Source organism: Lysinibacillus sp. NPDC058147 (assembly GCF_042884205.1).
In the GTDB taxonomy this organism is placed as follows: domain Bacteria; phylum Bacillota; class Bacilli; order Bacillales_A; family Planococcaceae; genus Lysinibacillus.
Window position 1 is genome coordinate 1,082,811 of record NZ_JBHVUJ010000001.1, and the last position, 25,864, is coordinate 1,108,674.

General features: G+C 36.1%; 10 protein-coding genes. All 10 read left to right on the forward strand.

Annotation, left to right across the window (positions count from 1 at the left end):
* Positions 1 to 235 precede the first annotated feature (235 nt).
* A complete protein-coding gene (locus ACFVT8_RS05195) occupies positions 236 to 1,492 on the forward strand; it encodes a Y-family DNA polymerase (protein WP_387081570.1) in 1,257 nt (418 codons plus the stop codon).
* 13 nt (positions 1,493 to 1,505) lie between these two features.
* Positions 1,506 to 1,847 carry a YolD-like family protein gene (locus tag ACFVT8_RS05200; protein WP_387081569.1) on the forward strand — a complete coding sequence of 114 codons (342 nt, stop codon included), beginning with the start codon at positions 1,506 to 1,508 and terminating at the stop codon, positions 1,845 to 1,847.
* Complete coding sequence (locus tag ACFVT8_RS05205; RefSeq protein WP_387081567.1) at positions 1,828 to 2,199, forward strand: YhjD family protein; 372 nt, start codon at positions 1,828 to 1,830, stop codon at positions 2,197 to 2,199. Before ACFVT8_RS05200 ends, ACFVT8_RS05205 begins: the two co-directional genes overlap by 20 nt.
* A gap of 1,402 nt (positions 2,200 to 3,601) precedes the next feature.
* On the forward strand, positions 3,602 to 4,729 hold the full coding sequence (locus ACFVT8_RS05210) for an acyl-CoA dehydrogenase family protein (RefSeq protein WP_387081565.1): 1,128 nt from the start codon (positions 3,602 to 3,604) through the stop codon (positions 4,727 to 4,729).
* A 54-nt stretch (positions 4,730 to 4,783) separates the two neighbouring features.
* A complete protein-coding gene (locus ACFVT8_RS05215; protein ID WP_387081563.1) occupies positions 4,784 to 6,865 on the forward strand; it encodes a cyclic peptide export ABC transporter in 2,082 nt (693 codons plus the stop codon).
* A gap of 40 nt (positions 6,866 to 6,905) precedes the next feature.
* Entirely contained in the window at positions 6,906 to 7,634 is a 729-nt protein-coding gene (locus ACFVT8_RS05220) for a thioesterase II family protein (protein WP_387081561.1), read from the forward strand.
* A 10-nt stretch (positions 7,635 to 7,644) separates the two neighbouring features.
* Positions 7,645 to 10,251 (forward strand): non-ribosomal peptide synthetase, encoded by a 2,607-nt coding sequence (locus ACFVT8_RS05225; RefSeq protein WP_387081559.1) that lies wholly within the window; start codon positions 7,645 to 7,647, stop codon positions 10,249 to 10,251.
* Positions 10,248 to 14,162, forward strand: coding sequence for an SDR family NAD(P)-dependent oxidoreductase (locus ACFVT8_RS05230; protein ID WP_387081557.1), 3,915 nt, complete (start codon positions 10,248 to 10,250; stop codon positions 14,160 to 14,162). Before ACFVT8_RS05225 ends, ACFVT8_RS05230 begins: the two co-directional genes overlap by 4 nt.
* Positions 14,163 to 14,214: 52 nt before the next feature.
* A complete protein-coding gene (locus ACFVT8_RS05235) occupies positions 14,215 to 21,912 on the forward strand; it encodes an SDR family NAD(P)-dependent oxidoreductase (RefSeq protein ID WP_387081556.1) in 7,698 nt (2,565 codons plus the stop codon).
* Positions 21,913 to 21,933: 21 nt separating this feature from the next.
* On the forward strand, positions 21,934 to 25,854 hold the full coding sequence (locus tag ACFVT8_RS05240; protein WP_387081554.1) for an SDR family NAD(P)-dependent oxidoreductase: 3,921 nt from the start codon (positions 21,934 to 21,936) through the stop codon (positions 25,852 to 25,854).
* The last annotated feature ends 10 nt before the right edge of the window (positions 25,855 to 25,864 follow it).

Consider the following 25,864-nt stretch of genomic DNA (forward strand, 5'->3'; position numbering starts at 1 on the left):
TTGTGCGTATAATATATACAAACAAACGTTCTGTTTTGCGTGGGGAGATTAAAAATAATGAAAGATCAGTTAATAAAAGGGATGCAACACAATCAGTTAGTAAATATGATGTGCAGTACAAAATCTGGAGTCATCACGTGTATCAAAATAATTAAGATAGTCAATAGCGCACTTTTATTTTCGATAATGTTCTTGTCTATTGTTCAGTTGTCTATAAAGAGTGAGGGATCGTTTAATGCATGAAAATCTACCTGAACGTTCCATTATATGTATAGATATGAAAAGCTTTTACGCTAGTTGTATGGCAATGCTTGAAGGTTTAGATGTCATGACAACTCCAATCGCCATCGTCGCTAATTTCACTCAACCTGGTAGCGTTGTCTTAGCTGCATCGCCACCTATGAAGGAGCGATTCAAGATAAAAACGGGAAATCGTCGTTTTGAAATACCAAAGCATCCAGACATAAAACTATTTGAACCGAAGATGAGTTTCTTCATCGATATGTCTATGGCTATTATTCGTCTTATTTCAAAGTATGTGCCGCCAGAGTGCATACATATTTATAGTGTCGATGAAAATTGGGTGGACTTAACTGAAACAGCAAAGCTTTGGGGACCTCCTGAAGATACAGCAAAGGAAATTCAAAAAGCGATATATGATCAGTTTCGTATCCCGAGTGCTATTGGGATGGGTCCTAACATGTTGATGGCAAAACTTGCTTTAGACCTTGAAGCTAAAAAGTCAGGTTTTGCAAAGTGGACCTATGAAGATGTGCCGAAGAAACTTTGGCCTGTGCGTCCTTTATCTGAGATGTGGGGTATTGGAAAACAGATGGAATCCAAATTAAATGCAATGGGAATATTAACAGTCGGTGGATTAGCAAATGCTAATTTAAATGAATTGGAGAAAAAATTTGGCATCATGGGTAATCAACTTTACCACCATGCGCATGGGATTGACCTTTCCACACTTGGAGAGCCTCTAGTTAAAAACTCAGCTCTAAGCTTTGGGAAAGGCCAGATGTTAATGCGCGACTACCATACAAGAAAAGAAATATCCGTGGCGTTACTTGAAATGTGTGAGGACGCTATGCGACGAACGCGCGAAGCAGGCTATGTCGGTCGGACAATTACACTAGGTTTGTCTTATAGCCGTAGTGCTATGACAAAAGGTTTCCAAAGATCAAAAACGATAAAAGTACCAACTAGTGAAACCCTTGTTATGTATAATGTTTGTCTTGAATTACTCGATGAGCATTTTGCTGGTGATCCAGCAAGGCAGCTCTCAGTACGTATATCTAATCTTGAGCCGGAACACAGCATTCAACTCGATCTGTTTGATGTCAAAAAAGAACAACGCCAAATCTTAGGGCACACAATGGACTCTATTAGGCGAAAGTTCGGTGCTACGGCATTGTTACGAGCGGTGTCATTTACTGATGCTGGCACAGCCTTAAAACGTAATAAATTAGTTGGCGGTCATTTAGCATAAGAGGAGTGGTTTTATGATAAAAGATAGAGGAACAATCAAATGGACGGCAATGATGCTTCCTGAACATATACAAAAAATAAAACAGTGGAAAAGGGAAGCGTATGCTGAAGCTCCACGAACTTTATCTGAATGGGAGCTAGAGGACTTGCAACAAACAATTAATCAAGCCTTTAAGCAGCATAAAATAGTAACAATTACTACGTGGCAAGAGGCTAAGTACGTACAATGGACTGGTGCAATCATTGCATTAGATATTGAATTACAACAACTCGTACTGGAGACTCTAACCGCTGTAAAATGCATTCTATTTCACACAATACACGCAGCACGATTAGATGATGAAAGTTATGATTAACGGTGAACAACGACAGCTCTTACACCAGTATCTTATTTTAGATTTAGCGATTCAGTCTTTACAATGTGATTATAAAACATTGGAGCAGTTGAAAATGAAAGCGATCTACTTACCTTTCGTGGAAAATTTAATGAAAAGTGTACGACAGGATTATTTCAATCTGAAGCGACAGTTAGCGAAACGAAAAATACGTGTTGTTGGATGGCACCGTATCGATGCTTATTTTAGTGATGTGCGTATAGCTACAGCAGGTGAAGATGAAGTACTTCGTTATGCGAATCAAGCACTTAAAACTGAAGTGGAGCAATTACTCAACCAGGCTCATTGTCACCTGTGTAAACAAATTAAATAAAACTTCGTCACGATTATTATTGAAGTGATTTCGTGCTGTGTAAAGTATATGCCGAAGTCTAGCTGAGCCATGCAGACTTACCAAAAGTTCCAGCAGCACTACGTATGGGCGTTGAAAACGACAACCGGCATGCATTAGAGCTATTCTAATATATAAATGCAAAAGTCATCTCAAAGTATTTTGGGGTGGCCTTTTTTATTGTGGATTGCTATTGTCTAGAACGGACGGCTTCTTACGCCCAAGAAATAGCCGGTTATCTAAAAAATTTCAGATAACCGGCTATTTTGCACATGTGACTTGGATATCGCGCCCGATTGCGGAATACTTTAAACCCAGTTTATTCTATCTCTCAATTATCGAGTAAACATCGCTTTATTTAGTAAAATCTTATTGTCTTTTAAAATTATCTTGAAAACGAATCTCCTGTTAAAGTGCGATTCTGTAAAAAGGATCAGCGCTCGTTTTCATTAAGGGGCCATTTAATTGAATAATGATTGATCTTAGGGTGTAGATTTGTTCAAGAAGGGTTGATGTTATAATCTAGCAATACCTTTTGTACAAAAGATTTTAAGTTTTTACTTACCTTAATATATTGGACCGGATTTAAGTTATTGGAAAGAAATACGAGGTAGCGAAGCTTGCAATTACAGCTCTACCCAGCAACAAAAAAGTGGGAGTTAAGTCTACTGCCCGTTCTCTTTACTAAGATGCAAGCCCTCCGCTTTTAACAGGAAAAATTAGAGGTTAATTGTGAAATAGATAGTTTAAAAAGTTTAATGACTAAACGATACATCTATTCATGCCACTTATATTAAGAGTGCTTACGAAATATTATCTTCGTAAGCATTTAATTATTGCACAAAATCAAATTGGCTATCCATTTTATTTGGAAAATTATTAGGTGGATCAATTCACTTGCTTTTACATTACGTTTTGAAAAGATCCTTTACATGTTTTGTTGGTCTCCACCAAGTTTAAAAAAATGTTATTACCGAAGTCCTCTTTTTTCATAGTTGAAGTATTTATTAAATGTTCTACTAATTTGTATGTCAATACTCTTATTAAATCTCCTCTCGCCCATTACATCTAGCTTAGTATTTCTATTGAAATGTTTTTTATGTTCAAGTAATAGGTAATGGTATTTCATAGGAAATAATTCCTAATTTATCGAAAATTCACAAATGTTAAACTATACCTACTTTACACTGAATAGGTAAATAATGTATAATTTACTTAATTTAGAATTCTTTGCGTTAATCGGAAAAGTTGTTAGCCGTTAGGACAACAAATGTCTGAACAATGCGTCTGTAGTGAATGTTCAAAGTTAATCAATGAATCTCTAAGTTATTAGTATCAGACTTTTAATGTTATTCAATTTGAATTTGATGGAGGTGTTTCTAGCTTGATCTTATCAGATAACTATATTATCGAACGGGAAAAAATAAGAAAGTTTGTTGATGAAGAAATTATTCCTCTTGCGGAATATCATGACCGAGAGGAGAAACTTCATCCGAAAGTAATTAGTGAAATGAAGGAGCGAGGTTATTTAGGATGCGTTATTCCAAATGAATACAACGGACTTGGAATGGACCAAATTAGTTTGGCGATTCTAAATGAAGAAATAGGTCGGGGCTGTTCATCAACAAGAAGTTTGTTAACTGTACATGGCATGGTTTCGCTAGCCATCTTAAAATGGGGGACTATTGCCCAAAAGGAGACTTGGTTGCCCAAACTTGCAATTGGCGAATTGATTGGAGCATTTGCATTAACGGAACCTAATGTGGGCAGCGATGCAAAAAATATTGAAATGACAGCGGTGGAAGAGTGGGATTCTTTTGTAATAAGTGGGAAGAAAAAATGGATTACGTTTGGACAAATTGCTGATCTCTTTCTTGTCTTTGCTCAGGTTGATGGGAAGCCATCGGCATTTCTTGTAGAACGGGATAGTCTAGGAGTAAGTGTGAAACCTATGTCAGGATTACTTGGTGCAAGAGCTTCAATGATCGCTGAGATAACCTTTGAGGATGTTCGTATACCTAAAGAAAATATTATTGGTAAGGTAGGTACAGGACTGTCCCATATTGCGTTAACTTGTCTTGATTATGGACGATATACGATTGCTTTAGGTTGTGTAGGCCTTGGACAAGCATGTTTGGAGAATTCCGTAAACTATTCAAGGGAGCGTATACAGTTTGGAGCTCCATTGCATAAAAATCAGTTGATTAAAAAAATGATTACAGAAATGACCGTTAATCTAAAGGCAGCTAGACTCTTATGTTATAATGCTGGCCACTTAAAAGAAATAGGCGATCCTGATAGTATTATGGAGACTTGGTCTGCTAAGTATTTTGCATCAAGAGCAGTTATGAAAATTGCAAGTGATGCTGTACAAATCCATGGAGCTAATGGTTGCTCGAATCAATATCCAGTGGAGCGGTATTATCGAGATGCAAAAATCAATGAAATTATCGAAGGTACAACTCAAATACATGAGTTATTAATCTCAGCAGATACAATTAGAACTGTTTAGATACCTTGGTTATTTTAGGATAAAAAACTAGTTTGCGGTAAAGGTGGTATCCGTTTGGTAAGCTTAAAGAAAAAAATCGTTAGCAGTATCCTCACTTTATTTGTTTTATTATTTGGAACGGTTCAATATGCTTTTGCTAATACTGAGATGAATCCCACAGCAAATAGTGTGAATTTCGATATCAGTCAATACGGCATTTTATTAATTATCATTAGTATCATTGTTGGTCTACTAACTGCACTCACTTTCTACTTTCTTGTGAAGTTAGTGATAGAGTTGATAAGGAAACAAAGAAATTTTATAAAAGCGGGCGCTGTTTACTACGTCACAAGGTTGCTTGGTTTGGTAGTGCTCTTAACATTTGTTGGTTATTCCTTTTATCGTGTTCCTGAAACATTTCTTGCTGGACTTACTTGGAGTGAATTTTACACGCAATTACCTGCTAGTGCATTATGGTCCGTCTATCTTATTTTAGCTTTCGTTGTTTTAATTTCTGGACTCATCGTATTGGAAGCATTCTCAGAGAAGGTAAATGATAAATCCTATTTTTCTATTATCATTCTGAGTTTGTTGAGTGGTGGCTCTTATGCATTTGTCATGTTTGTTGTAAATATGGCGCTTAAGAATCAAAATGAGCTGAAATTTACATTAGGCATATATTTTGTGTTGGGCTTGGTCCTCTACATTTTTTCTCAAAAGCGAGTTCGAAAGCAATTGACCATTATGACCAATAATTTGGTGTTCAATAAAAGACTTGAATTGATGAATAAATTATTAAATTCCCCCTATTATAAATTCGAAAAAGTAGGGAAAGAGAAGATCTTTACAAGTCTTAATAACGATACAGAAGTAATCAGTAACTCCATTGGGTTGATTGTTATAGGAGTTACTAGTACAGTAACAATCTTAATTAGTTTTATTTACCTCGGTATATCTAATATATATGCTTTGTTAACATCCGTATTTTTTGTAGTTATAGCTGGAATTATGTTAGTTCTGGTTAATCAATCTGCACATCGTTTGTATAGTAAAACTCGAGATATTCAGAATACCTTCTTTAAATTTATTAACGATTTAGTTAGTGGCTACAAAGAATTATACCTTCATAAAGGAAGAAAAGAAGAATTCAGAGCAGAAATGATTCAGAGCTGTGATAATTATCGGAAAAAACGTACGGATGCTGAGTTGGTAGGGACAAATGTATATTTTGTTGGAGAGTTAATGGCTTTTATTATATTAGGAGGTCTAATTTTTTTACTTCCTATTGTGTATAAATCGATAAGTAATGTGACCTTAACGGATTATGTATTAATCTTTCTATTTTTGAAAGGACCAATTGACAACGTATTAAATATGATTCCTGGTATCAATCGTGTAAAGGTTAGTTGGCAAAGAGTTCAAGAAATGTCAAAACAAGTTACATCATTTGAGCAATCTCACATAGAAACTACTTCTAAATTACAACCGAAGAAAGAAATTTCACTCACATTAAAAGACATCTCATATATGTATAAAAACAACGAAAATGAGCAATTCACTGTAGGACCAATTAATTACACATTTAATACTGGCGAAATTGTGTTTGTTACAGGTGGAAACGGAAGTGGTAAATCAACATTAGGAAAGTTGATTACAGGTTTATATGCTCCTGATCATGGAGTAATTCAATTAAATGGTGAGAATACGCAGCCAGAACAAATAGGGCAATATTTTTCAACTGTATTTAGTGATTATTATCTGTTTGATCGTATTTATGGCATTGATTTTACGAAAGAGAAAGATAGAATTGAAACGCTGATGGTCAATTTGGGTATTGATGAAAAATTAAAAATTAATAATGGTGAGTTTAGTACTACAAAGCTCTCTACAGGACAAAGGAAGAGACTTGCTTTGCTTATTAGCTGTATAGATGATCGGCCAATTTATTTATTTGATGAATGGGCTTCTGATCAGGATCCCGAATTTAGAAAATATTTTTACGAAACCCTAATTCCCGAGATGAAGCAACAAGGTAAGGGCGTAATAGCGATAACTCATGACGATCGTTATTTTCATATTGCAGATAAGGTTATTAAGATGGAAATAGGAAAATTAGTAGATGAAACAAAGCAGATGGAAGTGGGGGAAAGGAATTGAAAATGAAATAGGCTTTCAAGACTATGATCGGAGGTAATGGATGGAAACTATTAAATTGTTTTGTTTTCCCTATGCCGGTGCTTCTGCGATGGTATACAACAATTGGAGAAAGAGCTTGAATTCCCGTATTCAATTGGTTCCGATTGAATTAGCTGGAAGGGGAAAGCGATATACAGATAATCATTATCAAGATTTTAATGAAATGGTAGAAGATGTTTATAGTATTGTGAAGGATCAGATAGATGAGCGGTCGCCTTATGCGCTATTTGGTCACAGTATGGGAAGTTGGCTTGCATATGAGTTAACTTACAAAATCATATCTGAAGAACGTCATCCTCCAATGCATGTTTTTTTCTCAGCACGTAGAGCGCCTCATCTTACGAAAGATAAATTGGATATGAATGGGCTTTCAAAGGAGAACCTTAAGGAAACGATTTTTAAATTAGGAGGTACTCCGAAAGAAATATATGAAAATGATGAAATGATGAATACCTTTTTACCTATAATATACTCTGATTTTAAAGTGATGGGTACATTCAACTACGTGGATAGAGAAGAAAAATTGCCATGCGCTATTTCTGTGATGAGTGGAAAAGAGGATAAAGAAATATCTATATCCGATTTACTTCAGTGGAAAGAACATAGCCAGTTTGGATGTAAAATTTACAGACTGCCGGGAGGACATTTTTTTCAAAACGAAAATGTAGAACAGGTGACTACAATTATTAATGATCGATTAATTGGACAAACCCAAAGTTTATTTAACTAGGAGGTGGATTATGCATACAACACTGGTTCAGGCAATGATGGAAAGAAGTAATGAAAATATTGGAATTACATTCATCAAAAGTTCAACAAAAGAAACATTTTTTTCATATCAGGAGCTTCGAGAAAATGCACTGCAAATTCTTCACGATTTACAATCCGATGGGGTCAAACGAGGAGATTTACTGTTGTTTCAGATTGGCGATAATGAGATGTTCCTAAAAGTGTTTTGGGCATGTTTGTTAGGAGGAATTATTCCTGTACCGGTTACAGTGGGTGCTACTAGTGATCATAAGCTTAAAGTATTAAAAATTTGGGAATCCCTTGATCGTGCATACCTCATTACTGAAAAGCAACGTTTTGAAACACTTAAAAAAATGAAAGAAGACGAATCAAATGAACAGATAATAGAAGAAATGGAAGAAAAGCTATTGTTGGTTGAAAATTTCACTTACTCTAATAAAGGGATTTTACATGAAGCAAAACCGGAAGATATAGCTTTCATACAGTTTTCATCTGGTTCAACGAATGATCCAAAAGGTGTTGAACTAACTCATCAAAATCTTATTACCAACATTAATGCCATTAATTCTGCAGTTGAGATTAATGCTGTTGATTCTGGTTTAAGTTGGATGCCCCTTACTCATGATATGGGGATGATTGGGAATCATCTTCTTTTTGTGGTGACTAATAATAATCAATATAATATGCCTACAGAACTATTTATCAGAAATCCAATGCTTTGGTTAAAAAAGATCAATGAATATAGAATTACGATAACTTGTTCCCCTAACTTTGGATTTAGCTATTTCTTACGTCGCATGAAACCGAAGATTTGCGAAGAATGGGACTTATCCTGTATTAAAGTAATCGTAAACGGAGCTGAGCCGATTTCTTATAGTTTAATAGATGAGTTTCTAACGACGATGGAGCGTTATGGATTGAATAAACGAGTAATTACAAATTGCTATGGCTTGGCTGAAGCAAGTTTAGCGGTTACTTTTCCTAAACTAGGAGACGGCTTAGCGGGAGTTGTAGTAAATCGACAAACGTTGAATATTGGGCAAAAAGTAGAGTATTTGGATCAAAGTAATAATGGGAATGATTTAACAATCGTAGAGTTAGGAAAAGCAGTTAATGATTGTGAAATAAGAATATGCAATGAAAAAAATGAGGTACTTGGAGCTAAATATGTAGGATTTATACATATAAAAGGAAAAAACGTGACCAATGGATATTATAAAAACCCAGAAGCGAAACGTAAGGTATTTATAGAAAATCAGTGGTTAAATACTCAAGATTTAGGCTTTTTTAATGAAGATGGAAGATTGTTCATGGTTGGTAGGGCAAAAGAAGTTATTAAAATAAATGGACAAAATTATTATCCAAACGATATAGAAAGAGTTGTTGTAAATATAGCCAATATCTCCCTAGAGAATGTAGCAATTTGTGGTTATTACAACTATGAAACAGAAACAGAAGAAGTCCATTTATATATAGCTAATAGTGCTGTGTCACAAAAATTTGTTGAATTAGCTACCGTGATCGAAAGGAAAGTACAGCAAGAAATGGGGATAAAGATAAACAGGGTTATCCCATTAAAAAGGATTCCGAAAACAACGAGCGGTAAAACCCAAAGGTTCAAGCTTGTTGAACAATATCATGAAGGCGAATTCAACTCAGTCTTAACAGAAATGGACAACTTCCGAGCAGCGATGATGGTGAATATTGATTTGGAACAATCAAAAGTTACAGAAACGGAGGAAAGTATCTTAAAGATTTGTAGAGATATATTTGAAAATCGAACAATTGGTGTTAGTAGTAATTTAGTAGAATACGGTGGCGGGTCAATTCAACTTGTTCAAATTCACGAAAGACTTGATCAATTGTATCCTGGTAAAGTTACCGCCTCGGATATGTATTCATGTAAAACTGTATCTGATATTGCAAGGCTAATTGACAGAAAAAATGCTATTCATCTAGATATGATTACGCTTCCGGCTGATTATTTTAATACAGGTAACACTGGTAAAAAAGAAGGAATGTTTGAAAGCCGGTTAGATCCTAAAATAACGATGAACTTACTATCTATTGCTAGGGTAACTGGAATTAATACGATTGATATCTTCTCTGCAATGTACATGTATTTGTTTAATCAAGTTTCGAATGAAGCAAAAGTTACAATACAAACACTTGTACATAATCAAAGTACCGTAGTGCAGTTAAACGCTAATTTTGATCAGATAAATGATTTACATACTTTGTTCTTAAAAGTGAGTCAAAACAATCAAGATGAAAATATATCCACTTTTTCACTTGAGGAATTGGAGTATGTAGTAAATAGAAAAAATTCGAATGAAATCATACCAATGCTATCTAAAAAACATAATGGATTTCAGTATCATCAAACACTTTTTGTGTTTGATCTAGTCTTAGAAGTGTTTGAAGGCAAAGATTATATAGACTTGCTTTGCATATTTAATGAAGGAAGATTGAAAAAGCATAAAGTTAAGGAGCTTTTTAATCAGTTCATGCGATTAATAAATAACCTTTCTAATAAACTGGAGTTGTTTGTAGATTCAAATGCTACCTCTAACTCTAAGGAGGGGAGTAGAGCTTGAATAACTTTTCAATAGAACTAGATTCATTGTCTCTAAACGACAGTTTTAATAATAATGAGACCTATATCAAAGAAGTTAATAATAATGACATTGCTATTATTGGTATGGCGGTAAAATTTCCTATGGCAGATACACTCGACGAATATTGGAATAATATAGCGAATGGGATTAATTGCATTAGAGATTTGCCTGAGCAACGGGAACTAGATGCAAAGAATTATTTGAAATATAACGGAAAATCTGAAGATGCTAATTTTTTGATGAGTGCCTACCTAGAAGACATTGATAAATTTGACTATGATTTCTTTCGTATAACTCCAAAAGATGCTAGTTTAATGAATCCTGTTCAAAGGATCTTTTTAGAAGTCTCGTGGGCAGCAATAGAGAATGCTGGTTATGCTGGTGAAGAAATAGAGGGAAGTAAAACAGGGGTGTATTTAGGTTTTATCAGTGACTTGGAAGGATACAAGTACAAAGAAATGATACATGATCTTGATCCTCATTCACTTCCGATTTGTGTTGCTGGAAATCTATCTTCCATGGTACCAGCTAGAATTTCATATTTACTAAACTTAAAAGGTCCTAGTATGTTAATTGATACAGCATGTTCTTCCTCACTCGTTTCTGTCGATATTGCTTGTAAAGCTCTAAGGAATGGAGATTGCGATATGGCATTAGCTGGTGGAGCTAGACTCGGATTATTACCAATCGATAAAGAGTATTTTAAAATAGGAATCGAATCTTCGGATAGTTTTACTCGGAGCTTAGATGAGTATTCTGATGGTTCGGGATTAGGAGAAGGGATTGGCGCGGTTCTATTGAAACCCTTACGTAAAGCGATGCGAGACAATGATAACATCTATGCGGTAATTAAGGGAAGCACAACAAATCAAGATGGTCAATCCATGGGCATTACGGCCCCAAATCCTATTGCACACAAGGAATTGTTAACAGCGGGATGGAATGAAGCAGGTATTAATCCTGAGACACTAGATTATATTGAAGTTCACGGGTCTGGAACGAAACTCGGAGATGCTATTGAAATAGATGGTTTAAAAAATGCATTTGGTATGTACACAGATAAAAAACAATTTTGTGCGATTAGCTCTATTAAAAGTAATATTGGACATTTATACGAAGGAGCTGGTATAGCCGGACTGATTAAAGCTGTGCTTGCACTGAAAAATAAGAAGATTCCGCCTTCACTACACTTCAACGTTCCTAACAAAAACATTACCTTCAACGATTCACCATTGTATATCAATACTAAATTAAGAGACTGGGAACAGAAAGACTATCCAAGACGATGTGGAATAAGTTCATTTGGAATCAGTGGTACCAATTGTCATGTGGTTTTAGAGGAAGCACCTAAAGTAGAAACTACTTATGAAAAAGATGGATTACAAATACTAACATTATCCGCAAAAAAGCCAGAGTTAATTCTGAGGATGGTAGATAACTTATACCAACACTTGTTAAGTAACAGCAATATTAACTTTTCAGATGTCTGCTATACATTAAATACAGGAAGAAATCATTTTAAATGTAGGCTAGCCATTGTTGCTGATAGTACGTTTGAATTATTAAAGAAATTAAGACTATTATTACAATCGGGAATAAATGGACAAGTTAATTCAGGACATAAGGGTATTTATTATGGTGAACATCATATTGTATCCGAAGAAAATGCTGTCTCTAGATTAGGGACAATAACCGAATCTACAAAACGAAGAATGGATACTGAAATCAATGAATTCATGGAAAGACATCTTGATAATTTAAGTCATTCAAATATTGTAGATCAAGTATGCCGTTCTTACATTGTTGGAGCTAAGATAAATTGGAATTTATTTTATAGGGATGGAACTTATTTTAAAGTGAATTTACCAGGCTATACTTTTGATAAAAAAAGATGTTGGCTAGATATTCCTGATTGGAGTTCCATTTCGAAGGATGATACGAAAACCTACTATAAGATTAGTTGGGACAAGCGACGAAAGTTAGAGGCTAAAAACGATGAAGATGACGGGACTATAATTGTCATAAATCACTCAGAAACTTCTATGAATGAAATCATCTCCAATTATAAGAAAATGGGGAGAAACGTTGTTGAAGTTAGTTATGGAGACTCTAATTCAAATTTTGATGGTAACAGTTTTACGATTACAGGTTCAGAGGAAGAGTATACAAAACTATTTGAGCATTTGAGAAATAAGAGTCCAATAACAAAGATTATCCATGCTGCTTCCTGGAGTCAGAAATTTGAGAATACTATATCGATTCACGCAATAGATGATTCGATACACAAAAGTGTGGAGAGCTTACTCTATTTAACTAGAGCACTAGTAAACGGCGGATTTGAGCAAGTAATTGATCTGGTTATTATAACAGAAAATGCAAATGAGGTAGATGGGACAGAAGAAGTTATCAACCCTCTTCATGCGAGCTTAATTGGGTTTGGAAAAGTGTTAAGAAAAGAGCATCCGAATCTCAGAAGTCGATGTATTGATGTGGACAAGTTTACTAAGCTAGAAGACGTGATAAACGAGTTAGAATCAGACGTGTCATCATACCAGGTTGCCTATCGAAGAGGGGAACGGTATGTGGAAGTGTTTAAAGAGGTTAGCTTAGAAGAGCAACCGCATAGGGAGATACCATTTTATCAGCAAGGGGTATATATGATAACAGGTGGAACCGGAGGTATTGGTCTGGAGGTAGCCAATTTTTTAAGTAGTAAACTTCCAATAAATATTGCTTTGCTGAACAGAACACCAATGCCGGATAGAAGACAATGGGACCGCATCATTGAAGAAAATCAGGATCGTAAAACAATAGAAAAGATAACACATATTCAACAAATAGAAAGTTCGGGCGCAACAGTTCAATGCATAAGTGTTGATGTCAGTAATAAAGAAGAAATGTCCATAGCAGTAAGTCAATTAAGAGAGAAGTTTGGTCGAATAAATGGTGTCTTCCATTGTGCTGGCGTGGGTAACCCAGGTGAGATTCTTCAAAGAGATATAGACCAGTTTTTACATGTAATACGACCGAAAATTCATGGTACTAGAATACTGGATGAACTAACCGAACAAGATAAGCCTGACTTTTTCATTCTGTTCTCATCTATATCAACCCTGTTTCCTGCTCATGGACAATCAGATTATGTTGCTGCCAATGCATTTCTTGATGCTTATTCCCAGTATAGGAATAAAAATGGTAAGCCAACATTATCCATAAATTGGACAACCTGGAAGGAAACTGGCATGGCATTCAACCAAGGATTCGTAATTGATACTATGTTTAATACGATGACTAGTAAACAAGCGATGCGGTGTTTGGATGAGGTAATGTCTAGAGATATTAAAAATGTATTAATTGGGGAGATGAACGCTCAATGGGATTTAATGCAAGCGATTGAAAGCGGTTTATTCGAAGTATCTCCGGCAATTAAGCAGTGGGTACAGCGACGAACTCTTAACAAAAAACAGAAAAACATAAGAACACAGGAAAGTATCAGAAATACAGTTAAGTTGTTAGGAGAAGAAAATTTTAATTATTCCGATATCGAGGTAACGCTTGCTAATCTTTGTAAGGAAGTACTTGGGTTCGAAGAAATTGATATATATGATAGTTTTTTTGAATTAGGTGCTGATTCGATTCTATTAAAGCGAATGTATTCACGACTTGAGGAAATTTATCCTGGGAAACTATTAATAGCGGATTTATTCGAATACTCTAGTATATCTCGTTTAGCAGAGTATATTGCTGGAAAGGAAACTGAGATTGTGGAGACAGTGAGGATACCTAAGGAAAATGTGAATATGGAAGAAGCAGTAAGCAATATCCTAGATGCATTGGATGAAGGAGATTTATCTTTGGATGAAATGCTGAAAAGCCTTGAAAAACTGTAGTGCTAGTCTTAGTGAGTGAAGGGTACTACTTAGGGAGAGTGGGATAGTATTCATGAATAATGTATATAAATTTATTGTGGAAAATATTAAATCTGGAAAAATAGACAGAAAAATGGCAGTCCAGTTACTATCCATGATGAAAAGTCAAGAAAACAAATCTGATACAGAAATAGCTATTATTGGAATGTCTTTAAAGTTACCTTACTCCGAAACTTATGATGAGTATTGGCAGAATATTATTAACAGATATGATTTAATTAATCCTTTTCCTGAGTCCCGAAAACAAGATATAGACGATTACTTTAAAAGTATTGGTAAATGGTCAGAGGATATCAGATATTGTGAGGGCGCTTTTTTACAAAATATTGACGAGTTTGATAACGGTTTTTTCAAATTTTCACCAAAAGAAGCAAGTCTAATGGATCCGAACCAACGCCTTTTTATGGAAACAGCCATGAAAGCAATTGAAGACGCGGGATACGGTGGAGATAGGCTAGTCGGTGCGAATGTAGGGGTATTTGTCGGTTTTGCTAATACACTAAGAGATAGTTATGGACGAGTTATTTATGATAATGACCTGTCTGATCCTACAGCGATAATTGGTAATTTGTCAGCATTAATTCCAAGTCGCTTATCCTATTTTCTAGATTTAAAGGGTCCTAGTTTAACAGTTGATACAGCATGTTCCTCCTCTCTGGTATCTGTTGCTTTAGCCTGTCAAGCCATTCGAAGTGGTCAATGCGACATGGCATTGGCGGGGGGACTAAAGCTTAACATTATTCCATTGGATAAAGAAAACGAGAAAATAGGTTTGGAATCATCAGACTCTAGAACGAGGGCATTTGATGATCTGTCCGATGGAACAGGCATTGGAGAGGGCGTTGGCGTAGTCATGCTTAAACCATTACGGAAGGCGATTAGTGATGGTGACAACATACATGCTGTATTAAAGGGTTTTTCTGTCAATCAGGACGGTCAAAGTATGGGTATTACCGCCCCAAATCCAGCAGCACATACTGATGTCTTGGTTAATGCTTGGAAAGATGCCAATATTAACCCAGAAGATTTGGATTATATTGAGACTCATGGAACTGGCACGAACATCGGTGATCCTATTGAAATTAAAGGTATTCACGATGCGTTCCGCAAGTATACGAACAAATCTCAATTTTGTGGGATAACCTCTGTAAAGTCGAATATGGGCCATTTATATGAGGGGGCTGGGATAGCCAACTTAATTAAAGCGGTAATGGCATTGAAGCAGAAGCGAATACCGCCATCCGTTTATTTTAACAAACCTAATCAATCAATCAACTTTGTAAATTCACCTGTTTATGTCAATACACAAGGGAAGCCTTGGCATCCAACTTCAAGACCTAGACTTTGTGGCGTGAGTTCATTTGGAGTAGGTGGTACGAATTGCCATATGGTTCTCGAAGAAGCGCCTGAACAGGTAGATGATGAACACATAACAGAAAATGATCAAGAGTATGTCTTTACACTTTCAGCTAAAAGTAAAGAAGCGTTTAATAATTTGCTCGAGAGCTATAAACAATATCCTATAGAAGAACACTCATCGGATATTAGGGATATTTGCTACACTTCTTCGGTAGGAAGAGGTCATTATGAATATAGGCTTGCTCTAATAGTTAATAGTCTCGAAGACTTAAAAACGAAGTTGAATGCGATAAATCCAGAAAGCATTTCCAATCAACACAAGATGTATTCTGGTCATCATAAAGTTGTTTCCAAGCTATTAGATTCTAACGGATCCCAACAAAATTATATAACAAAGAAAGAGGTAGAATCTCTAAGTCGAACAGCCTCTCAGTTGATGATTGGGGCAGAAGTAAATGGAGGTTTGGATGTTCATAATATCAAGAGATTATGTGAACTCTATACCAATGGTGCAGTGATTGACTGGATGATGCTGTATCAGGACGACAGAAAGAGAATCGTAAATCTTCCCACATATTGCTTTGATAGACATCGGAATTGGGTAGTGTTGCCTGATGCAAATCATGTACCTGATTCTATCGATTCTGATTTATTTTACACCATGAATTGGATAAGTGAAGATATTAACCAACCTAATCAGGAGAATGAACATAAGGCGATACTAGTACTAAAAGATAGTAGAGGGATTGGGGACGCTCTAGTAAATAAGCTAAGACTGGATGGGAAAACCGTTGTAGAAGTTGTGTTAGGGCAAGAGTTTAAACGGGTAAATCAAGACCTCTATGTTATAGGAAATGGTGAAGCAAGCTATGATCAGCTCATCCAAGCAGTCAAAACTTATGAAATTACATCAATCGTTCATTTATTGACACTGCAAGAAAAATTTGAACAGCAACTAAGCCCTGATAATGTGGATGAAGAGTTATCACAAGGGGTGTACAGTTTATTTTATCTTACGAGGGCAATCGTAAGGCAAGGTCTTAGTCAGAATATCTGGATAAACCTTGTCTCCGAATATGCAAATGAAGTGACAGGTAATGAGCGTCTTTTAAAACCAGTCAATGTATCTTTATTCGGAATGGGGAAAGTAGTTTCGCAGGAATATCCCAACATAAAGTGTAAGTGTATTGATATTGACGTTGATTCGTCAGCCAGTGACATCATTTTAAAAGAAATGAATCACCAGTCGAAGGACTATCAAGTAGCTTATAGAGATGGCATAAGGTACCTTGAACAATTTACAGAAGTTAATGTAAACAATGTACCCAACAGAACCTTTAATATTAAGTCTGAAGGGGCTTATGTAATAACAGGTGGTACTGGCGGTATTGGTCTTGAAATTGCAAAGTATTTTGTAAAGAACCAAAACGTTAACCTTGCCTTAATTAATCGATCGGCTATGCCTGACCGTCAACAGTGGAAGGCAATACTGGCTGAAAGGAAAAATGGAAAGTTATGCCATAAAATTCAAATGATCCTAGATATAGAAGCATTAGGAGCAACTGTTTCCTGTTATCAAGCTGATGTATCAGATGTAATGGAAATGAGTGTAGTTACTGAGGAAATTCGAAGGGATTACGGGGTTATTAATGGGGTTATTCATAGTGCAGGAAATCCTGGAGATGGATATATCCTAAGGAAAGAAAAAGAAATATTTGATTCTGTCATTGCTCCGAAAATTAAAGGAACGTTAGTTTTGGATCAAGTAACGGCAAACGACCAATTAGACTTTTTTGTTGTCTTCTCGTCCGGTGTATCCATTATTGGGGAAGTTGGGCAAAGTGACTATGTAGCTGCAAATGCTTTTCTAGATTCTTATGCAGCATATCGGACCAAACTCGGTAAGCCGACCCTATCAATTGATTGGGTCTCATGGAAAACGGTAGGTATGTCTGTAGAATACGGGTTTAATGTTGATCTTATTTTTAAAGCAATTGATACAGATTTAGCAATAAGTGGATTTGATACCGCTTTGAAGAAAGATATCAATCGGGTGTTAATTGGTGAGTTAAACATAGATAGCGAATACTTGTCCATGCTTGAAAATTTATCCTTCAGACTATCTAAAAAAACTAGTGAGGTGTTAGACCGAAGTAAGAAATACATTCGAAGTAGAAGAGAAGATAAAGCTAAGAAGCCAAATTATTCTCTACCTACAGATATAAAATTAGTAGGGAAAGACTCCTCGGAATATTCTGAGACCGAGATGAAAATAGCAGCAGTTTATAGAGAGATTTTAGGTTTCAGTGAAATTGATGTAAATGATAGTTTTTTCGAACTTGGCGGGGATTCTGTGATGTTGACTCGTATGCACGCCATTATCGAAGAGCAATTTCCTAATAAGGTAAAAGTATCTGATTTGTTTGCCCATACATCTGTATACAAATTGGCTGAATTTATAGACGGGTCTGAAGAAGGAATCACAAAAACGGTTTACGTACAAACAGAAAAGGTTAATACTGATGATGATATTGCCATCATCGGAATGTCAGTGGAAATGCCTTTAGCTGAGGATCATCAGGAGTATTGGCAATTGTTGAGAAATGGCACAGAAAACATAAGGAGATTTCCGTCATCAAGAAGAAAGGATATTGATGGTTTTCTATATTATATCGATGGAACTGAGCCAGAAGACCTGAAGTATGTTGACGGAAGTTTTTTAGATCATATTGATAAGTTCGACTATAAGTTTTTTAAAATGACACCTGCGGAAGCTAAGTACACGGACCCATTTCAACGACTTTTGATGAAGACTATTTGGAGAGCAATCGAAGATGCAGGATACGGTGGTGGAAAACTAGCTCAAACAAATACCGGAATATATGTAGGGTTTGCTAGCAGTTTTAAAGATTCATATCAAAGGATGATTTATGAGACAAACCCAGAAATGTTAGCTACTTCTGCGATTGGAAACATTACAGCAATGATGCCGACTAGAATCTCGTATTTCCTAGATTTAAAAGGTCCTACAATGGTGATAGATACAGCCTGTTCATCGACACTTGTAGCACTTCACACAGCTTGTATGGCAATAAAAAATAATGAATGTGATAATGCAATCGTTGGTGGGGTTAGAATTTCCCTAATGCCGCTAGACAGACAATATACAAAAATAGGAATAGAGTCTTCAGATGGACGAACACTTACATTTGATAATCATGCTAATGGTTCTGGGTTTGGGGAAGGTTCATCTGCCGTCATAATAAAGCCTTTAAAGAAGGCTCTTGCAGATGGTGATCATATTTATTCTGTTATTAAGGGAAGTGCGATTAATCAAGATGGAGCTTCTATGGGTATTACTGCTCCGAACCCAGATGCTCAAACAGAGGTCATCTTAAAAGCTTGGGAAAAGGCAGGTATTAATCCAGAAGAACTTGCATTTGTTGAGGCACATGGAACGGGAACTGCACTCGGGGACCCAATTGAAATTGATGCGTTACAACGGGCATTTAAGCAGTATACGGAGAAAAAACAATTTTGTGCAATTGGGTCTGTTAAGTCAAATACAGGGCATTTATTTGAAGGAGCGGGCTTAGCGAGCCTTATCAAAGCGGCTCTTTCATTAAAAAACAAAGAAATTCCAGCGTCACTTAATTTTAACATACCAAATAACAAAATAAATTTTGCAGAATCCTCTGTTTATGTCAATACGAAATTGAAAAAATGGAACGGACAAGCAGAACGTATGAAAGGAGCTGTCAGTTCGTTTGGTTTTAGTGGCACGAACTGTCATGTCGTTTTAGAGGAACCACCTCTCAGAGAGGAATCACAGGAAAGTCCTGTACCAAATCTTCTAACGTTATCGGCTAGAAGTGAAGAAGCATTAAAACAACTAATCGTACAATACAAGAAGTTTTTCAACTCTACTCCATCATTGAATAAAACTAACATCTGCTTCACAAGTAACACTGGTAGAGACCATTTTAACTATCGATTAGCTTTAGTTGTGAACACTAGACGGGAATTGATCCAGCAATTTGAAAAGATTAATGTAAGTGATTTGAATAGTAATACGAATGAGGGTGTATTCTATGGTGTATTCCATGAAATCTCAAGTGGAATTGGTGAATCGAAGAGTGGTCAATTAACGGCAAGGAAGAAACAGGAACTAAATCGAAAAGTGAAGGAAAAACTAGCTGATTTAGAACTAGCTGATGTAAATACTGAATTATTAGGAGAAGTAGGTCAGCTTTATGTAAGTGGGGCTGATATTGATTGGGAAGTTTTATATGATCAATCCAGTGTCCAAAAGGCTAGTTTACCGACATATATCTTTGATCAAGTTCGCTGTTGGTTAGATATGCCAGATGGTAGAAAAGCAGGCAGTATAACAGAGGAACCTGACCAGTTCTATACGATGGCATGGCAAGTTGAAAAGCTTAAGGGCAACTTAAAAAGAACGGAAGATAACACTGTATTAATCTTTAGTGGAGAAGATGAAAGAAGTAAAAAGGTAGTAGATTATTACAAGGAATCTGGAGTAAAGGTAATCCAAGTAAAGCTAGGTTCAGACTTTGAAAAAATAAGTAATGAACAATTCATGATCACAGGCCATCAAGAGGACTATGTCAAACTGTTTGATGAGTTGAAGTCAATAAAAATTAATAAGATTATACACATGTTTACTGTCGAGCCTAGATATAGTATGACGAATATTAATCAATTAGAAGAATCACAGCATATAGGGGTATATAGTCTATTTTATTTAACAAAATCGATAGCTTTACATGATATTACGTGGGAAATAGATGTAGCTTTAGTTTCATCTTATGTACATGAAGTTAATGGATTTGAAGAAGAAATTATTCCAGAGCAAGCTACTTTAGAAGGTTTTGGAAAGGTCGTTCGTAAAGAGCACCCTAATTTAATTTGTCGCTTCATTGATATTGATCGACATACTTCTATGGAGAGTCTTAGTAATGAATTGGATTCAGAAATCGAATGGTACAATGTTGCGTTCAGAAAAGATGTCCGTTACGTTGAAGTGTTTAAAGAGATTAATGAGAATATTGCTGATGAAAGACCAATCGAGATATCAAGTGATGGTGTGTATGTCATTACTGGTGGTGCTGGTGGAATTGGTCTAGAAGTCAGCAAATACTTAGCTTCTAATCAGAAAGTAAATCTAGCTTTACTGAATAGATCAAGTTTCCCACCAAGAGAAGATTGGGATCGATTCAATCAGATGGAAGAAGACCAATCAATCATCCGAAAAATCTGCGAATTCCAAGAAATTGAACAAAATGGAAGTATCGTAGACTATTACAGTGTAAATGTTACAGATGAGATCGCAGTTGAACAAGTATTTTCTGAATTAAGGGAAAAGTATGGAAAAATAAATGGGATTGTACATGCTGCTGGGGTTGGAGGAGCCGAGCCGATTTCAACACGAACTATAGAGAATTTCAACCAGGTATTTACACCAAAAGTTCATGGGACATGGATACTGGATAAGGTTTCCCAATCGGATGATTTGGATTTCTTCCTATTATTTTCCTCCATTGCAACTATGTTTAGCATGCCAGGACAAGGGGATTATATTGCAGCGAATGCGTATCTCGATTCCTATACCGCATACCGCAACAAACAGGGGAAACGAACGATCACAATTAACTGGTCTACTTGGAAAGAAACCGGTATGTCAGTACATCATAACTTCAACATAGACACATTATTCAAAGCAATTCTTACCAAAGATGCAATTAATGGGCTACAAAAGATTTTGAATCTTGATGTCCCACGGACGTTAATTGGTGAACTCAATTATGAAAGTAAAATCATATTCTTGCTAGATAAGTTTTCTACCAAACTTTCCGAAAAAATTCATCACAAGTTTATAGAGGTGACTGGACAGAAGAATAAAAAACAACGAAAGAAAAACAAAATGGACGATCATTCAGTAGAATTGGTTCTGTCTGGTAGAGATGAAGATGAATATATGGAAACCGAAAAAATCATTGCCGGTATTTGTAAAGACGTACTAGGTTTTGATGAAATCAATATTTATGATAATTTCTTTGAATTGGGAGCTGATTCTATACTGCTAACTCGTATGCATCAGCATTTAGATGAGAAATTCCCAGGTGCTGTAGCTGTGACTGACATATTTGAGTATACTTCCATTTTCGCTTTAGCCGAATACATTAATGCCAATCAAAAGGAGCAGGATTCGGAGCCAAATGTGATTAAGAAGCAAAAAGATATTGATCATGATGTGCGAAATATTTTCGATAGTATTGAAGAGGAAAATTTGAGTATGGAGGATGCTATTAACCTGTTAAAGGATATATAGCATCCTGCAAGGGGGATGTCTGTGGATAAGCTACTAGAGTTTATTATTAATGATACAAAAGATGGGAAAATCGATAAGGAATCTGCTATTCATTTAGTAAAGTTGCTAAAACAGTCTGATATAAAGGAAAATCAGCATATTGCAATTATTGGTATATCAGGAAAGATGCCATTAGCAAATGATGTTGAAGAGTACTGGAGCAATATAAGTAATGGTTTAGATTGTGTGAGTCCGATGACTAAATCTAGGGAACAAGATCTTGTTGACTATCTTCGTTTTACCAATACACCTGAAGAACAAATTAAGTTCTGTGAGTATGGTTTTATGGAGGAAATAGACAAGTTTGACTATTCATTCTTTCGTCTTTCCTATAAAGAAGCTGGGCTTATGGATCCAAACCAACGAATGTTTCTCGAAACAGCTTGGCATGCGATAGAAGACGCTGGTTATGGAGGAAACAAACTTAAAGGTAGCAATACAGGAGTTTATGTTGGCTTTGCAAGTAGCTTACGAGATCTTTATTTGAAGCAAGTTTACGATGTTGACCCGACTTATATTCCTCTTTCAATGGTAGGTAACTTATCAGCCGTTTTACCAAGCAGAATTTCTTATTTACTAGATTTAAAGGGACCGAGCATGCTGATAGATACGGCATGTTCCTCTTCCCTTGTTGCTATAGCAACAGCATGTGACGCGATAAGAAACCAAAAATGTGATTTAGCCGTTGCTGGAGGTATCAAGATTAACTTGTTACCTCTAGAAAATGAGCTTTTCCAAGTAGGTATAGAATCCTCTGATAGTAGGACAAGAGCATTTAATCATATATCTGATGGTTCGGGAATTGGTGAAGGGGTAGCAGCTGTAGTCCTAAAACCATTAAAGCAGGCTTTGAAGGATGGTGACAATATTTACGGGGTCATAAAAGGCTACGCAACAAATCAAGATGGAAATTCTGTGGGTATAACAGCTCCAAATCCCGCAGCACAGAGCGATGTCTTGGTAAGTGCTTGGGAAGATTCAGGGGTAGATCCTGAAACAATCACATACATAGAAACACACGGTACTGGCACACCACTTGGAGATCCTATTGAGGTTAAAGGCATTACAAACGCATTTAAACAATTCACTGAAAAACCCCAATTTTGCGCGATAAGTTCGGTGAAATCTAATGTTGGCCATTCTTCGGAGGCTGCAGGAATACTAAGTGTATTAAAAGGAGTAATGGCACTCAAACATAAAATGTTACCGCCAAGCTTATTTTTCTCATATCCGAACCAGTCAATTAAGTTTAGTGACTCTGCAGTATATGTTAATTCAAGAATGAGAAAATGGGAGGTGGAAGATCATCCAAGACGATGTGGTGTAAGTTCTTTTGGAATTAGTGGAACCAACTGTCATATAGTACTGGAGGAAGCACCAAACATACAGATAGAGGAACGTTTTATTCCTTCATATGATGTGTTGGCACTCTCTGCCGGTCATGAAAACGGATTGAAATCTCTTATTCAGCAGTATGTGGAATTGTTAGAACAGGATAGTTTGATTAACCCGTGGGATGTCTCCTTCACCGCGAATACGGGTAGAGGTCATTATAATCATAGACTTGCAGTTGTATATAAAAATCGAGATGACCTACTAAGGCAATTAAAAGATGCGTGCAATAAAGATTTAAAAAGTAATAAATACTACTCTTATTTCAAGGTAGTTTCGTCCCATAAATTAAATAGGGAGAAAAACGATTTTGAGTTAACGGAAGAAGAACGTATTGGATTAGATAAGAAAGCAACTAAAGTAATAGAATCTATACTATCAACTGATTTTACTAATGGTGATGCCTTCTATCGACTTTGTAATCTTTATAAAGCAGGGGCTAACATCGATTGGGATTCCCTTTATAGAAATGTAAAACGATTAAAGGTAAGTTTGCCGGGATACCCTTTTGAACGAACGAGGTGTTGGATTGATATACCTCAGACTGAGGAAAATATATTAGAGCTAGAGGAAGATAAGTACTATTCCATCGTCTGGAACAACGAAGAGATTGACAATCACTATGAATCTAGTAATGAGGGTACTATTCTAATTTTCAAAGATAAGAAAGGATATTGGAGTAAATTCTCTTCAGCATTTAAGGAAAATGGCAATCGTGTCTGTTATATAGACTTTGGAGAAAGTTTCGAACGAGTGAATGAAGATAATTTTATCATTTCTGGAAATGAAAAGGACTATGAAAGTCTCATTGAATTGTTACAAGAAAAGAACCTTACTCGGATTATTCATTTGTCGTCCATATATGGTGAGGAAGAAGTATATACGTTAGACGACTTAAAAAATAACCAAAATCATGGTGTTTATTCTATGTTCTTTCTAGTTAAAGCGTTGGTAAAGGGTGGGCTAGATCAGAGCATTAATATTAATGTTATTTCCGAGTATGTAGCTGAAGTGACAGGGAAAGAAAATAAGATTTACCCAGAGAATGCACCACTTTTTGGGATCGGTAAGACGATAAATCAAGAACATCCAACGATAAAGATCAAATGTATGGACATCGATAATCAGGTGGAAGTTGAAAGTTTGATGGCAGAAATGGGCGTTCAAGATGAAATATACCAGGTTGCTTTCAGAAATGGAAGAAGGTATGTGGAAGAATTCAAGGAAATTCAGATGGATGATTTGGAAGATCGACCGGTAGAAATCAAAGACCAAGGGGTATATTTGATAACTGGCGGTAGTGGTGGTATTGGACTTGAAATGGCAGAATGGTTAGCCTCTCAGAGGCCAGTTCGCATTGCGTTGATAGGTAGAACCCTTTTACCTGAAAGAACAGAGTGGGACCAATTACTAGAACAAGGTGACAGTCATCGAGTTTCCAGAATGATCAACAGAATTAAAAAAATTGAAGAAATGGGCTCACATGTTCATTACTTTAGCGCAGATATTTCTAATGAGAAGGCAGTTCGATCGATCATTAATGAACTGAAACAGAAATACGGAAATATACAAGGTGTTATTCATGCGGCAGGTGTACCAGGTGATGGATTCTTGTTTAAGAAAGACCTTGATGTATTTGATACAGTTCTGTTTCCAAAAGTATATGGTACATGGGTCATCCATCATGTAACTAAGGATGAGAATCTCGATTTCTTTGTCATGTTTTCTTCAGGTCAATCCATCTTAAGTGAGCCGGGGCATGGTGACTATACAGCTGCAAATGCTTATTTGGATTCATTCTCGTCTTATAGGAAAAAGTTGGGGTTAAAAACGTTAACAATAAATTGGACAACATGGAAAGAGACAGGGATGGCTGTTAACTATGGGTTCAACTATGATGCGCTTTTCAAAGCAATTACTATTGATTATGCACTAGAAGGTTTCCAAGAGGTTCTTAACAAAAATATTAACCGTGTATTAATTGGAGAATTTAGTTATAATCCACAATTTTTGTATATGTTGAATAGACTCCCGTTTAAACTTTCTAGCAAGTTAAGAGAAAAATCACAGAAAGTGTTGGATTCTCATAGTAATGATGAAAAAACAAAACGTCAGAATAAATCAGCAAGAAAAGTGGACAAGGTTGAACTATCAGGAAGAGAAGATAAAGAATTTTCAGAGATAGAGGTAAAGGTAGCGACAATTTACAATGAAGTTCTGGGATATACGGAAATAGATATTCACGACAGCTTTTTTGAACTCGGCGGGGATTCAGTCATGTTAAATAGAATGCATGCGATCCTTGAGCAGGAATTTCCTAATGCAATAAAGTTAATTGATTTATTTAACTATACAACAATCGCTTCACTCTCAAAGTTTATTGCTGAAAAAACTGGAGTGTCAATACAGGAAGAAGGAAACGATGACATGGATGAGTTGAATAAAATGCTCGATGATCTAAGCGCAGGTGATCTAAGTATTGACGCAGCAATCGAAAAAATAAACCTATAGGAAAGTTGGT

Coding starts and splice junctions, on each gene's coding strand:
- ACFVT8_RS05195 (WP_387081570.1), top strand. CDS start 236: ATGCATGAAAATCTACCTGAACGTTCCATTATATGTATAGATATGAAA.
- ACFVT8_RS05200 (WP_387081569.1), top strand. CDS start 1,506: ATGATAAAAGATAGAGGAACAATCAAATGGACGGCAATGATGCTTCCT.
- ACFVT8_RS05205 (WP_387081567.1), top strand. CDS start 1,828: ATGATGAAAGTTATGATTAACGGTGAACAACGACAGCTCTTACACCAG.
- ACFVT8_RS05220 (WP_387081561.1), top strand. CDS start 6,906: ATGGAAACTATTAAATTGTTTTGTTTTCCCTATGCCGGTGCTTCTGCG.
- ACFVT8_RS05225 (WP_387081559.1), top strand. CDS start 7,645: ATGCATACAACACTGGTTCAGGCAATGATGGAAAGAAGTAATGAAAAT.
- ACFVT8_RS05235 (WP_387081556.1), top strand. CDS start 14,215: ATGAATAATGTATATAAATTTATTGTGGAAAATATTAAATCTGGAAAA.